At 50.0% G+C, this 13,546-nt stretch carries 13 protein-coding genes and 1 pseudogene; 10 read left to right on the plus strand and 4 right to left on the minus strand.

Features of this window, described 5'->3' with window-relative positions:
* Positions 1 to 9 precede the first annotated feature (9 nt).
* The 8 genes and pseudogenes from CEK71_RS00115 to CEK71_RS23835 all read left to right on the plus strand — a co-directional run bounded on the left by CEK71_RS00115 (position 10) and on the right by CEK71_RS23835 (position 7,612).
* On the plus strand, positions 10 to 1,662 hold the full coding sequence (locus CEK71_RS00115) for a formylmethanofuran dehydrogenase subunit A (RefSeq protein ID WP_088617479.1): 1,653 nt from the start codon (positions 10 to 12) through the stop codon (positions 1,660 to 1,662).
* 43 nt (positions 1,663 to 1,705) lie between these two features.
* Positions 1,706 to 1,999: pseudogene (locus CEK71_RS24085) on the plus strand (AAA family ATPase); the annotation flags it as partial.
* 12 nt (positions 2,000 to 2,011) lie between these two features.
* Complete coding sequence (locus tag CEK71_RS00120; protein ID WP_170065049.1) at positions 2,012 to 2,809, plus strand: AAA family ATPase; 798 nt, start codon at positions 2,012 to 2,014, stop codon at positions 2,807 to 2,809.
* Positions 2,806 to 3,489: a DUF4276 family protein gene (locus tag CEK71_RS00125; protein WP_157678882.1), complete on the plus strand. Its 684-nt coding sequence runs from the start codon at positions 2,806 to 2,808 to the stop codon at positions 3,487 to 3,489. The genes CEK71_RS00120 and CEK71_RS00125 overlap by 4 nt, the downstream gene beginning before the upstream one ends.
* An 82-nt stretch (positions 3,490 to 3,571) precedes the next feature.
* Entirely contained in the window at positions 3,572 to 3,796 is a 225-nt protein-coding gene (locus tag CEK71_RS00130; RefSeq protein WP_088617482.1) for a hypothetical protein, read from the plus strand.
* 69 nt (positions 3,797 to 3,865) lie between these two features.
* Positions 3,866 to 4,762: a formylmethanofuran--tetrahydromethanopterin N-formyltransferase gene (gene fhcD, locus CEK71_RS00135; RefSeq protein ID WP_088617483.1), complete on the plus strand. Its 897-nt coding sequence runs from the start codon at positions 3,866 to 3,868 to the stop codon at positions 4,760 to 4,762.
* On the plus strand, positions 4,759 to 5,571 hold the full coding sequence (locus CEK71_RS00140) for a formylmethanofuran dehydrogenase subunit C (protein WP_088617484.1): 813 nt from the start codon (positions 4,759 to 4,761) through the stop codon (positions 5,569 to 5,571). Before fhcD ends, CEK71_RS00140 begins: the two co-directional genes overlap by 4 nt.
* A gap of 400 nt (positions 5,572 to 5,971) precedes the next feature.
* Positions 5,972 to 7,612 (plus strand): hypothetical protein, encoded by a 1,641-nt coding sequence (locus tag CEK71_RS23835; RefSeq protein ID WP_088617485.1) that lies wholly within the window; start codon positions 5,972 to 5,974, stop codon positions 7,610 to 7,612.
* A 113-nt stretch (positions 7,613 to 7,725) separates the two neighbouring features.
* On the opposite strand, the gene CEK71_RS00150 is transcribed toward CEK71_RS23835, so the two are convergent.
* Together CEK71_RS00150 and CEK71_RS00155 are read right to left on the minus strand one after the other, a co-directional pair.
* Entirely contained in the window at positions 7,726 to 8,439 is a 714-nt protein-coding gene (locus CEK71_RS00150) for a response regulator (RefSeq protein ID WP_088617486.1), read from the minus strand.
* Positions 8,440 to 8,445: 6 nt separating this feature from the next.
* Complete coding sequence (locus tag CEK71_RS00155) at positions 8,446 to 10,002, minus strand: ATP-binding protein (protein WP_232463723.1); 1,557 nt, start codon at positions 10,000 to 10,002, stop codon at positions 8,446 to 8,448.
* Positions 10,003 to 10,270: 268 nt separating this feature from the next.
* On the opposite strand from CEK71_RS00155, the gene CEK71_RS00160 reads away from it, so the two are divergent.
* A complete protein-coding gene (locus tag CEK71_RS00160; protein WP_088621439.1) occupies positions 10,271 to 10,471 on the plus strand; it encodes a cold-shock protein in 201 nt (66 codons plus the stop codon).
* Between the two features lie 166 nt (positions 10,472 to 10,637).
* Positions 10,638 to 11,294 carry a DUF1345 domain-containing protein gene (locus tag CEK71_RS00165; protein ID WP_088617487.1) on the plus strand — a complete coding sequence of 219 codons (657 nt, stop codon included), beginning with the start codon at positions 10,638 to 10,640 and terminating at the stop codon, positions 11,292 to 11,294.
* A gap of 53 nt (positions 11,295 to 11,347) precedes the next feature.
* Here the strand turns inward: CEK71_RS00165 and pgl are convergent, their stop codons facing one another.
* Together pgl and zwf are read right to left on the minus strand one after the other, a co-directional pair.
* Complete coding sequence (gene pgl / locus CEK71_RS00170; protein WP_088617488.1) at positions 11,348 to 12,031, minus strand: 6-phosphogluconolactonase; 684 nt, start codon at positions 12,029 to 12,031, stop codon at positions 11,348 to 11,350.
* On the minus strand, positions 12,032 to 13,513 hold the full coding sequence (zwf, locus tag CEK71_RS00175; RefSeq protein WP_088617489.1) for a glucose-6-phosphate dehydrogenase: 1,482 nt from the start codon (positions 13,511 to 13,513) through the stop codon (positions 12,032 to 12,034).
* Between the last annotated feature and the right edge of the window lie 33 nt (positions 13,514 to 13,546).

Consider the following 13,546-nt stretch of genomic DNA (forward strand, 5'->3'; position numbering starts at 1 on the left):
GGAAACACCATGTTAATCAAATTAAGCGGCGGCACTGTCTATGACCCAGCCGCTGGCATAGCCGGACAGCAACAGGACATTTACATCCAAGACGGGCGCATCATCAACGCGCCCGCCGAAGCCACGCCCGATAAGGAATATGACCTGAAAGGCAAGGTGGTGATGTCAGGGGCTATCGACATGCACACCCACATCGGCGGCGGCAAGGGCAACATCGCCCGTACCCTGTTGCCCGAAGACCATCGCGCCGATCCGGTCGAGCGCACCCATATCTGCCGCTCCGGTTGCGGCCATGCCATGCCCAGCACCTTCGTCACCGGCTACCGCTATGCGGAAATGGGCTATACCGCAGGCTTTGAACCCGCCCTGTTGCCGATCAACGCCCGCCAAGCGCACATGGAAATGGGCGACATCCCGATTTTGGACAAAGGCGGCTATGTCATGCTCGGCAGTGACGACTACCTGCTGCGGATGCTCACCGCCAAGCAAGACCAAAAGGCCATTAACGACTATGTGGCGTGGACGATCAATTCCGCCAAAGCTATCGGCGTTAAAGTCGTCAACCCCGGCGGCATCAATGCGTTTAAGTTCAACCAACGCAAGCTGGACTTGGATGAGCAAAACAGCCATTACGGCGTGACCCCGCGTGAAATCCTGCGGGTGTTGGCAACGGCGGTCAAAGAATTGGGCGTAAGCCATCCGCTGCATGTCCACGGCTGCAACTTGGGCGTGCCGGGCAATGTGCAAACGACTTTGGACACCATCCAAGGCATCGGCGGCTTGCCCATGCACTTGACCCACATCCAGTTCCACAGCTACGGCACCGAAGGCGATTTTAAATTCTCCTCCGGCGCGGCGCAGATTGCCGAAGCCGTCAACAAAAACAAAAATATCACCATTGATGTCGGGCAAATCCTGTTCGGGCAAACCGTCACCGCCTCCGGCGACAGTATGCGCCAACACGCCAACCACAAACACGCCAGCCCCAACAAATGGGTGACAATGGACATCGAATGCGATGCGGGTTGCGGAGTCGTGCCGTTCAAATACCGCGACCAAAACTTCGTCAACGCCTTGCAATGGGCGATAGGCCTGGAAACTTTCTTATTGGTCGATGACCCGTGGCGTATTTTCCTGACCACCGACCACCCCAACGGCGCACCGTTCACCAGCTACCCGCATCTGATACGCTTGCTGATGGACAAATCCTTCCGCAACGACATGCTGGCGACCATCCACCCCGAAGCGCAAAAAATGACCACCTTGGCTTCGATAGACCGCGAATACAGCTTGCAAGAAATCGCCATCATGACCCGCGCGGGAGCCGCCAAACTGATCGGCCTAAAAGACCGGGGCGGCTTAAGCGCAGGCAACTGGGCGGACATCACCGTCTACACCGACAACCCCAACCGCGAACAAATGTTCGAAAAACCCGATTATGTCTTTAAGGACGGCCAATTGGTCGTAGTTGACGGTAAAGTGGTGTCCATTAAATGGGGAACCACCCATACCGTCCAACCCGACTTTGACCCCTCGGTGGAAAAAGGCCTAAAGGACTATTTTGACCGCTACCTGACCATGAAAGTGGGTAACTTTAAGATCAGCGATGATGAAATTACCGATGATGGGCGGGGAAGCATTACCGTGCATCCGTTGGTTTAAAAAGAAGCCTTAAAATGCCCTTTCTCCGTTTAACTAAAATAATATGCCAACTATAGAACTGAAAATATTTACCATAAAAGGCTACAAAAGCATTAAAGAAATTAGTGCTTTTGCGCCCAGACCTATCAATATATTGATAGGCCCCAATGGGGCGGGTAAAAGTAATTTTATATCTTTCTTTAAGTTTCTTAGTTGGATACTCAATTCTGACGGCAAGCTTCAAGAACATGTAGGTTATCTAGGTGGGGCAAATGATATTTTGCATGATGGCGCTGACATTACAAAAAGCATAGAAGCCGAAATTGCCATAAAAACAGCATCTGGAATCAATGAATATAAATTTAGCTTAATGTTTGCAAAACCAGACAAGCTGGTTTTTAAGGCAGAAAAATACCGCTTTTCAGAGGCCGGTACCGCTCAAGCAGTTGATTGGCATACCTGTGGCGTAGGCCATGAAGAAGCCAAGTTGCCTGGCATTAACAATGAAACCGCGACCACCATCCTCAATTTATTGCGGAAACTCATTGTTTATCAGTTTCACAATACCAGCGACACTGCGCCGATGAGACTGAAATGGTCGCTGGCCGATGGCAAGTGGCTGAAACAAAATGGCGACAACCTCGGCAGCTTTTTATACCGTCTGCAAAACGAAGAAAAGCCTTACTATTTAAGGATAATCAAATACATCCGTTTAGTGCTACCGTTTTTTGACGATTTTGAGCTGTACGATGAATTTGGGCAAATTTTATTGCGCTGGAAAGAAAAAGGCACCAATAAAGTATTTAACGCCGGACAGGCATCCGATGGGATGCTAAGGACTATCGCCCTTATCAGCTTACTGGCCCAAAACCCTAAAGACTTGCCGACCGTATTATTCTTAGATGAGCCTGAGCTGGGCTTGCATCCGAGCGCGATTGATGCCGTAGCGGGGCTGATAAAAACAGCCTCAAGCCATTGCCAAGTGTTTGTCGCCACGCAGTCCATCAGCCTAGTCAATAACTTTGATTTGGATGATTTGGTCGTCATTGACCGTCATGGCAGAAGCTCCGAATACTCAAGGCCCGACACCGCTTCGCTACAAGCCTACCTGGAAGCATTTTCGACCGGGGAAATTTGGGAGAAAAACATCATTGGGGGCCGCCCTTGAAATATTTGAACATCATCGCCGAGGGCAGCACCGAAGAAAATTTTGTCAATGAGGTTTTGGTTGGGCATTTTGCGGCTTTGGGCATTTATGTCAGCGTCCGAAAAATAACCACAGGCTGGGATAAGCACAGCAATAAACCCGCCAAAGGCGGTTTGCGCCAATACAGTAAATTTCGTGATGACGTGACCCGTTGGATACATTCAGATAATGGCAGGCCGGATACATGGTACACCAGCTTTATTGATCTGTACGCCTTTCCAACCGGAAAAGACAGCCCTTATCAAGCGGATATTCAGGACATCCGCGACCCGTATAGTAAAATTGCTACGCTGGAAGCGGCTATTAGCCAGGACATTAATCACCATAGGTTTATACCCTACGTCCAGCTTCATGAATTTGAAGCCTTTTTATTAGTTGATCCAGACCGCTTAAGCGGCCTATATCCTGATGGGATAACCGGCATCAATAAACTGAAAGCCGATATTGGCAATACAAATCCAGAAGAAATTAACGGCTCACCACAAACTGCGCCATCAAAAAGAATCATCCGCCACCTGCCACAATACGCTAACCAAAAAGCGCAAGTGGGGCCGTTAATCGCCGAAGACATTGGCATGACCGCATTAAGGGCGAAATGCCCCCATTTTGATGACTGGATTGGCAGATTGGAAAAAATTTAATGGCAGGGCAACAAGAACAACGCCAGGGCGGCAATATCAATCCTGTGCCATAAAGGTTGCACACCCTTAAGGAGAAAAACAGATGCAAGCCATCAAACAATACACTGAAGTCATCAACGGTAGCATCCACGTCAATCTGCCGAAAGACTTTACCGCCAAACGGGTGGAACTGATTATTTTGGCCGTGGATGACAACAACCCAGATACCAACAATTTCCAAAAGCTTCTGCTTGATAGCCCGGAAATGACGGATGAGGAGTATCAAGCCATCCAAGAAAAAAGGCGGCATCTTAAACAATGGAATTGATTTATATCGAACTTGTGCCATTGCCCTAATCCCTCTAAAACAAACACACATTAACCATGAGCACACACTATGATCATTAACGGTGTAACCATAGACGCTACGTTTGCCGAAGCGTTTCCTATGAAAGCGACCCGCGCCATTATCACGGCGCAAAACGAGAAATGGGCGCTGATCGCCGCCCAAGCCATGACCGGCTTTGCCACATCGGTGATCGCCTGTGGCTGTGAGGCCGGTATCGAGCGCACGTTAAGCCCCGAAGAAACCCCCGATGGCCGCCCTGGCGTGGCTGTCATGATTTTTGCCATGGGCGGCAAAGGCCTGGCCAAACAACTGGAAACCCGCGCCGGACAATGCGTGTTGACCTCGCCGACTTCGGCCTTGTTTGCGGGCATAGACGGCGGCACCCGCATCCCCTTGGGCAAAAACCTGCGCTACTTCGGCGATGGCTTCCAAATCGCCAAAGTCATCGGCGGCAAACGCTATTGGCGGGTACCGGTAATGGACGGCGAATTTTTGGCCGAAGCGACCACCGGCCAAGTCGAAGCGATTGGCGGCGGCAATTTTTTGGTCTTGGCCCAATCCCAACCCCAAGCCTTGGCCGCCTGTGAAGCGGCGATTGAAGAAATGAGAAAAATCCCCAATGTCATCATGCCCTTCCCCGGCGGCGTAGTACGTTCCGGCTCCAAAGTCGGCTCCAAATACAAATCCTTGGGCGCATCCAGCAACGATGCGTTCTGCCCGACCCTAAAAGGCATGACCAAAACTGATTTGTCACCGGACATTGAATCGGTGATGGAAATCGTTATTGATGGCCTGACCAAAGCCGACATCGACCTCGCCATGCGCGTCGGCATCCAAGCCGTGTGCGACTTGGGCGCGGCCAACGGCATCCAACGCATCAGCGCGGGCAATTACGGCGGCAAACTGGGGCCGTTCCACTTTCATTTACAGGAGATCATGGCATGAGCGCGCTAACCTTAACCTTAAAATACCGCCCCGATCAGCGCGTGGACATGTCACCGCTGTCCTGCCACCTGTTACAGGACAAAGACCCCAGCGACATCGCCGCCATCGAACTGCAAAGCGGCAAATGCAAACTGCGCGTGGCCGACTTGTTCAGCGTGTCCGGCTCCGACACCCAAACTATCGTCATCAAAAACAGCTTTGAAAAGCTCGATTTTATCGGCAAAGACCTTGACGGCGGCAGCATCAGCGTGGAAGGCGACGCGGGCGCGTATCTGGCAATGGGCATGAAAACCGGTGAAATTACCGTCTCCGGCAATGCCGGCTTGTATGCCGGTTGTGAAATGAAAAAAGGCTATCTGGAAATCGCCGGTAATGTCGGCGACTTTTTGGGCGCGGCGTTGCCCGGCAACAAAATGGGCATGAAAGGCGGCATGATATTGGTCAAAGGCAACGCGGGTGAGCGGGTCGGCGACCATTTACGGCGCGGCACCATCCTTATCGAAGGCGACGCGGGCGATTATTGCGGCTCACGCATGACCGCAGGCACTATCGCGGTCATGGGGCAAACCGGACGTTACCTAGGCTACGCCATGCGCCGTGGCACTTTATTGCTCTGGAACCCACCGCAATTGTCCGCCAGCTTCAACGATTGCGGCACCCATACCCTAGCGTTTTTACCCCTGCTGTTCAAAGCCTTCCAAACGTTAAACTCAAAATTTGCCGACAGCGCAGCGGCGTTTAACCGCGTCCAGCGTTATGCCGGGGATATGGCGGAAATGGGGCGTGGGGAAGTGTTGGTTAAAAAATAAGGCCTTTCATACTGACAAACCACATTCACCAAGAAGGACGCGGCGCTTTTTCCAACAATCCAACGGCAACATCGTCGCGTCATTCGCCGTAAATGGCTGGCCTAAGGCCTTGCCTGCTAAACCTTTGTTTTTAGGCTCTTGCTGTTGTAATCGATTTTACGATAAACAGCCCTACGCCAACATCCCCTTAAAAAAACCCAACAAACCATTTCGGCTATGCATCCCGTTGCACCCACGAAAAACGGACTAATAACCGCCAGCCCACCCATTACCCGTAATATACAAATTAATTACATAAATCCTGGAAAAGCCTAAAAACATTGACTATACTGTCAATGCCTTATACCTAAGAATGTCTTTTTCCTAGGACAGGCCCACTTAAATACATACAGGATAATCTATGGCAATTAATACAAAAATGGGAACATCGGCAAACGATACCCTAACAGGCACAGCAGGTATCGACTGGCTTTATGGCTTAGATGGTAATGACACCTTAGTTGGCGGCACGGGTAATGATATGTTGTCAGGCGGTAATGGCAATGATATTTTACAGGGTGGCCTAGGCGCAGATGAATTATTTGGCGGGGCAGGCGCCGATCTGTTTGTTTACAAATCAGTTGCCGACATACAAATAGACCCGTTGAACCTCACCGAAGAAGTGCATGATTTTAGTGCGGGCGATAAACTCGACTTTTCGGCGTTAACCAGCCGACATTTTATCGGCAATGCAGAATTTAATGGCGTGGCTGGAGAAATCCGTTATGTTTATACCTATGCCTTTAGCTACAACACCCTCACTCTCCAACAATCTTTTAATTTTGTCACAGAAGTCTTAATCGACAGCAATGGCGATGCGGTTGCGGACGGCAAGCTTGAATTACTGTCGCCGGGCAACTATAAAAAACCGCTTAATTTAGTGGAATCCGCCGCCAATTCAGGCCTACTGATTTTTGCCGCCGACCAAATTAAAACGGGCGATGCCAATGCCAATACCCTGACGGGCGGTTCAGGCAACGATACCTTATCGGGTTTGGCAGGCAACGATACCTTATTTGGTTATACGGGTGACGATGCCCTAATAGGCGATGACGGCAACGATATATTGTTAGGCGGCTTAGGAGCGGATGAACTGACTGGCGGAGCGGGTAATGATATTTTTCAATTCACCCGCCCAGAGGATCTTGCCGAAGGCAACACTCTATCTAATACTTTATTTAACAAAGACTATTCTAGCAACCAACTAAATAACGACCACATCACCGACTTTGGTAACGGCACTGGCGACCAAATCGCCATCACGATGGCCGGAGTACCGCTGAATTATATCGGCGGCGCTTTATTTAGCGGCGTGGCAGGCCAATACCGTTTTCAAGATAATGCTTATAACACATCCTACACAAATAGCAGCGAAGGCCAAATCCAATTCGATTTTGATGGTGACGGGTTAGTCGATGCCATCATAAGAATTAATAACTTTGCCGATTTAGGCGGCCTTGCCCAAAGCAAAGCCGGAAGCAACAGATTAATCCTTGTAGACAATAAAATAGTGAATGGCACAAGTGCCGACGATACGCTAAGTGGCGGATTCGGCAATGACTCCTTGAATGGCGGAGACGGCAATGACACCTTAAAAGGGTTAGACGGTCACGACGCACTAAATGGTGGTGCCGGAAATGATATTCTGATCGGTGGTTTCGGCAAAGATACCTTAATCGGAGGTGTCGGGAATGATGTATTCCAATTTAATAGCCTATCCGATGTAGGCAACATTGAAGGATACGATGGCCTGTCCGACAAAATCACCGACTTTACGTCTGGTGATAAAATCGATTTGTCAGGTATAGATGCCAATCCCACACTTGTTAATGACCAAGCATTTACCTTCATTGGGAATAGCAAATTTAGCGACTCAGCAGGTCAACTCCGATATTCATATGGTACATTATCCGGCGATGTAAACGGCGATGGCCAAGCGGACTTCAACATTACCCTTAGCAACAATATTTCAACATTAAGCAGCACCGATTTTGTGCTATAAGCTTTTTGCAACCATCCAAGGCAATAAACTTATAAAGCCTTAACTTGTGCGGCACAATACACAAAACCATTGCGCCGCACATTCTCCGCTAGCCATATTCCTTAATGCCCCCCTCAAGACAAAGCCTCCTCCAACGCCCTAGTCTGCGGCGCATAGCGGTAGCCCGCACCATACACCGAGTGGATCAGCTCAAGCTCCGGCAATAAGTCGGTCAATTTTTTGCGCAATTTTTTAATATGGCTATCAATAGTGCGGTCGGAGACAATGCGGTGGTCGTGGTAGATTTTGTCTATCAACTGCACTCTGGAGAAAATCCGGCTGGGCTGCTGGTACAAGACATGCAGCAATTGGAATTCCACCGCCGTCAAGGTCACTTGCCGCCCGCTGGCGGTGACGCGGAAACTGTGCGCATCCAAGGCTAAGGTCGCGGGTAACGGTTCTTCGTCCGGCTTGCCGCCTTGAGTACGGCGCAACACCGCTTTGACCCGTGCGACCACTTCCCTTGGGCTGAACGGCTTACAAATATAATCGTCCGCACCTAATTCCAGCCCCAATAAACGGTCGATTTCTTCAACCCGTGCGGTAATCATAATAATCGGCACAGTGCTGAAACGGCGTAAGGCCTTGGTCACTTCAAGACCGCTAGCTCCCGGCAGCATCAAATCCAACAGCACCAAATCGACCGGATGCTCTTTAAACCAAGGCTGAACATCCAGGCCATTTGCCAGCCAGTGGGCGTTAAATCCCGCCGAGTGCAAATAATCTTCCAGCACCCGCGCCAGCTTTACTTCATCTTCGACAATCAAAATATGTTTTTTTCTGTTCATAAGGCTTTATAGTGCAAGAGGTAAAGTAATACGAATAGTCAAGCCGCCCAAGGCGGAATGTAAAGCGGTGATATGGCCGTTATGCGCTTCGACAATATTCCGGCAAATCGACAAGCCTAAACCCGCTCCGCCTAGGCTACGGTTGCGTGAGCTTTCCACGCGGTAAAAACGCTCGAATAACTTGGCTAAAGCCTCGTTAGGGATGCCCGGTTCACTGTCGGCAAAATCCATCACCAGCGCATCCTGTTGACGGCTAATAGTCACTTGCAACGCCCCACCCATGTCGGTGTAATGCAAGGTGTTGTGCAACAGATTACGGTAGAGCTGTGACAAACGGTCAGGGTCGGCATAAATCAGTAAAGGCTTGCCTTCTTGGCTGTCTATCGTTACGGCAATGGCTTTACGCTGGAACTCCGTTGCCAAAACGCTCAAGTCATAAAACAAAATGCCCACAGGATCGATCAAGGCTTTACGATAACTTAACGCCCCTTGGTCAGACAAGGCTAACTGGTACAAGTCTTCCGCAAGACGGCTTAAGCGCATGACATCACCATATAACGAATCAACCGCCCCCTGGCTCAGTGGCCTGACCCCATCTTGCAGCGCCTCCAGTTCGCCGCGTAATACTGACAAGGGCGTGCGCAATTCGTGCGAAATATCGGCCACCCAATTTTGCCGAGTTTGTTCGGCTTGCGCCAAGGCCGCCGCTAAATCGTTAAAATCGCGGGCCAATTGCCCCAATTCATCGTCACTGTCTACTGATAACCGGGTCTCATACTGGCCTATCGCCAACGCTTTAGACGCGGCAGTGATACGCTTGAGCGGACGGCCTAAGAGATAAGCAATCAATAAGGCTAGAGCGGCGGACAACAAGACCATACCGAGGGCAATCCATACCAGTTCATTAGCTTGTTGCTCCATAAACTGGATATCGGCAATTTGCTTTAAGGGCGGACCTGGCAACAGCCCCAAATAGCCGACCACTTGCCCGGCATGGTAGATAGGTGCCAAACTCAATTGCCCTGCCAACTCCTCACGGCCAAAAATAAGCCGCTTATCCGCGTCCAACAACATCAGGCGCATTTCCAAAGGCATCAGGTGCGGCCTAAACTTACCTTCTAGGGGCGGCGGTGGCGGCGGGAAAGCATCAAGATCGGGCGGCCCATTGCCATTAGAGCCTTGGCCAGGATGACGGCGTTCGCCGCCATCCCGATTACGCTCATAATACTCAGGCGGCTGGGGTGGCCAAGTATTGCCCGGTGTTGTCAACGCCTCTTTAATCCACGGTGGCGGATACTGCGGATGGCGGTGGTCATTAACCGCCCAAACCAGATTCACCCACTTCTTTTTATCGTTAGCCAACGCCTGCCATTGCTGATGGCTGTCATAATGCTCGGTCAAATGGGCAACAAGGTTTTCAATGCTCTTTTTCTGGCGGGATTCCACAAAATCACTAAAGCCACGGTCAAAAGAATCCCGCATAAACCAGTACATACCCGCGACAACGACAATAATTGCCAACAACAAAGTCAAAAACAATTTTATCCGTATGGATTTAAACACCAGGCTTTTCCTCTTAGGTTTGCTTTATTATCAGGACAAAATGTGCAAACAAAATGGATTTAATCATACGCCGCCAATAGTATTTGTTGACTTTATCCAAGCTTGCCTATATTCTGACCACAGCTTGAAATTGATTTACCGTTATGCTTATCTCTACGAAGTTTTTTCTGTATTGCTCGTCCTGTTTATCATCTGTAATTCTCAAATTTCCTTGCGCCATCAGCCCGTAACAAGGCTTCATTCATTTTCAAATTTATTAGGTTCTAACATGACTACAGGTACAGTTAAGTGGTTTAACGCAGAAAAAGGCTTCGGTTTCATTCAACAAGAAAACGGCCCTGACGTATTCGTCCATTTCCGCAACATCAACAGTTCCGGTTTCAAATCTTTAGACGAAGGCCAAAAAGTCCAGTTTAAAGTAACTCAAGGCCAAAAAGGCCCACAAGCTGAAGAAGTTACCATCATCTAAAGCACAGTGGCTGTAACCCTTCGGGTTACAGCCTTTGCCGCCCTCTCCCCGCCCTCCGCTTCGCACAAACTTTTCATCTTCGCCCAACTACTAAAAGCCTTGCCTTTTTAACTGCGCGTGGTTTGATTGTTTTCAGGTATCCCCAGCACTAACGCTTAGGCCTGTTATGACCGCCATCGTCCGCTTTTTCAACCATCATCCCCATCCCCGCTTAGTCATCGCCGTACTGTTAAGCCTACTCTCCGCTTGCCTGCTACCCGCCCACTGGCGCTTAGTCACGCAAATTTTAGTGGCGTGGAATGTCTTGGTATGGTCGTACTTGGTATTGATGGGCTGGCTGATGTTGCCTGCTAAAGCAGAACGGGTGCTAAAGATAGCTAACCAAGAAGATGAACACGGGGCAATGATTCTAACCCTGTTTTCGGTGGCGACTGTGGTAAGTTTCGTGGCGATTATCCTAGAACTGTCCAGCAATGGCCTGACGGGCGGGTTCCGCTTATTCCATTACCTGCTGACGGGTGCAACTATATTGGGTTCGTGGCTGTTTACCGGTGTGCAGTTTACTTTCCATTACTCACGACTGTATTACGCTGCGCCCCCTCAACAGCGTCCATTGCTGTTTCCTGGTGACGGGCAACACCCCGATTATTGGGATTTTTTATATTTTGCCTTCACCATCGCGGTAGCGGCGCAAACGGCAGATGTGGCGGTGACGGGACATTCAATGCGGAAAGCGGTGTTGGCGCAATCGGTGTTAAGCTTTTTGTTTAACGTCACCATCATCGGTTTGTCGATTAACGTCATGGCAAGCTTAATCAGTTAAACCAGCATTTGGCGGATAAGGGTATCGGCGGCAATGCCGATACCCTGATAAAACTAGGCAGGATATGCGTCGCTGTCAATATACACATCTAAAGTGTTAGATGGCTGTATCGTTGCAACCGGCAAATCAGCACCCGCCCGCCAAGCCTCAACAATAGGCCGTTTATTCGTGCCTGTGACCAAAAACAGCAACTCATGCGTATTGCTTAGCGCTTTCGCGCTAATAGACACCCGTTTAGGTGGCGGTTTTGGCGAGTTATACACGGCATGAACCAACTCGTCGGCATTATGGACATGCCCAGGAAACAAACTGGCCGTATGCCCGTCTTCACCTAAGCCTAACAGCACCATATCAAAAGGCATGGCGGCGGCAACAATCGGACGGTACTGCTCAGCGGCAACTTCGCCGCCCAATTCCGCTTGCAAGGTAAAAACTTGCCCGGCAGGAATCGGCACATGATCCAATAACGTTTGCTTGGCAATCATGCTATTACGTTCGGCATCATCGGCAGGCAAACAGCGTTCATCCCCGTAATAAACGATCCATTTAGCCCAATCCGCATCGGATTTTGCCAACAGGCGGTAAATTTTTTCAGGGGTCGTCCCTCCGGCCAGCACTAACTTAAACGTTCCGTGGGCTGCGATGGCTTGCTGGGCAGAGGCCAGAATATGTTGACAAGCGACGGCAGCAACTTCATCAGCAGTTGCCAAGGTGTGCCAGCGGCTATTTTCTTGCATTTATTTACACTCCGGTGTTAACGAACTACGCCACGATTGGCTTTCTTTATCAAATAATCGGCTGTCTTCAGGTCCCCATGAGCCAGCAGGGTAAGTAGCGATATAATCGCGCTCAACCGCCCAACTTTGCAAAATCGGATCGACAATGCGCCATGCATACTCCACCTCATCAAAGCGCAGGAACAGCGAACGGTCACCTTTGAGCACATCCAACAACAAGTCTTCATAGGCATCCACTGCCTTTTCGTCCTGATTACGGAAGCTGGCATCCAAGCTGCTGGTGCGGGTGCTCATTTCCAGCCCCGGCTCTTTCACCGTCATTTCAATGCGGATACATTCTTCCGGCTGAATACCCAACAGCACCCAATTCGGGTTCATGCACTGCACATTGGTGTCACGGAAAAATTGTAGCGGCGGATGACGGAAACAAATCGAAATCGTCGATTGCGCTTTTGCCATACGTTTGCCCGTGCGCATATAAAACGGTACGCCGCGCCAGCGCCAGTTGTCGATATACAGCTTCATCGAAGCATAAGTCTCGGTGGTGCTGCTTTGCGGAATATTCGCCTCGTCCAAATAGCCCTTAACCTTTTCGTTATTCACCATGCCTTTGGCATACTGACCCCGGAAGGCTTGGGCATGGACGGCCTCTTTAGAAATGGGGCGGATGGACTTTAGCACCTTCACCTTTTCATCACGCAAAGATTCCGCCTCCATCGACACGGGCGGCTCCATCGTGACCAAAGTCAGCAATTGCAGCAAATGGCTTTGCAGCATATCGCGCAACGCCCCTGCCCCGTCATAATAATCGCCACGGCTATCAATGCCAATACTTTCCGAATGGGTAATTTGGATATGGTCGATGTAATTGCGGTTCCACAACGGCTCCAGCATCACATTAGCGAAGCGGAAAACCAACACATTCTGCACCATGCCCTTGCCCAGATAGTGGTCGATACGGTAAATTTGCTCTTCCGACAAATAATGGCTGATGCGTTTTTGCAACGCCTGGGCACTTTCCAGATCATAGCCAAACGGCTTTTCGATAATCACCCGCCGCCAGCCGCTTTCTTCATTAAACAGATCATTCGTGCTTAACATGCTCATTACCGGGCCAAAATCTGCCGGGCTAATCGACAAGTAAAAAGCGATATTTTGCGAAAACGCCTTATCCGCCAAAGTGCCAGCCAAACCCGAATAGCAGTCGGCTTGGCTAATATCGCCCTGATGATAATACAAACGGTCGCTAAACCGCTGGAACACCGCCTCATCAAAATCGTCCTTGGCTTTGGCTTGCACCATATCCTGGACTTCTTGCCGCCACTTTTGCTGATCCCAAGGTCGGCGGCCCATCGCCATAATCCGCGTGCCTTCCGGTAGACGGCCTGCGGCATCCAAACGGTATAAGGCAGGCATTAACTTAATGCGGGACAGATTGCCAGTCGCACCGAAAATGACATAAGTACAAGGTTCTGCTTTCATAATAAAGTCCCAATTAAGTTAGAAAGAACACAT

Origin of the sequence: Methylovulum psychrotolerans (assembly GCF_002209385.1) — a bacterium.
Taxonomy (GTDB): Bacteria; Pseudomonadota; Gammaproteobacteria; order Methylococcales; family Methylomonadaceae; genus Methylovulum; species Methylovulum psychrotolerans.

What these genes read in the sequence shown, in the direction of transcription:
- zwf (WP_088617489.1), bottom strand. Translation starts at nt 13,513, where the DNA reads ATGAAAGCAGAACCTTGTACTTATGTCATTTTCGGTGCGACTGGCAAT.
- pgl (WP_088617488.1), bottom strand. Translation starts at nt 12,031, where the DNA reads ATGCAAGAAAATAGCCGCTGGCACACCTTGGCAACTGCTGATGAAGTT.
- CEK71_RS00165 (WP_088617487.1), top strand. Translation starts at nt 10,638, where the DNA reads ATGACCGCCATCGTCCGCTTTTTCAACCATCATCCCCATCCCCGCTTA.
- CEK71_RS00150 (WP_088617486.1), bottom strand. Translation starts at nt 8,439, where the DNA reads ATGAACAGAAAAAAACATATTTTGATTGTCGAAGATGAAGTAAAGCTG.
- CEK71_RS00120 (WP_170065049.1), top strand. Translation starts at nt 2,012, where the DNA reads ATGTTTGCAAAACCAGACAAGCTGGTTTTTAAGGCAGAAAAATACCGC.
- CEK71_RS23835 (WP_088617485.1), top strand. Translation starts at nt 5,972, where the DNA reads ATGGCAATTAATACAAAAATGGGAACATCGGCAAACGATACCCTAACA.
- CEK71_RS00140 (WP_088617484.1), top strand. Translation starts at nt 4,759, where the DNA reads ATGAGCGCGCTAACCTTAACCTTAAAATACCGCCCCGATCAGCGCGTG.
- CEK71_RS00160 (WP_088621439.1), top strand. Translation starts at nt 10,271, where the DNA reads ATGACTACAGGTACAGTTAAGTGGTTTAACGCAGAAAAAGGCTTCGGT.
- CEK71_RS00130 (WP_088617482.1), top strand. Translation starts at nt 3,572, where the DNA reads ATGCAAGCCATCAAACAATACACTGAAGTCATCAACGGTAGCATCCAC.
- CEK71_RS00115 (WP_088617479.1), top strand. Translation starts at nt 10, where the DNA reads ATGTTAATCAAATTAAGCGGCGGCACTGTCTATGACCCAGCCGCTGGC.
- fhcD (WP_088617483.1), top strand. Translation starts at nt 3,866, where the DNA reads ATGATCATTAACGGTGTAACCATAGACGCTACGTTTGCCGAAGCGTTT.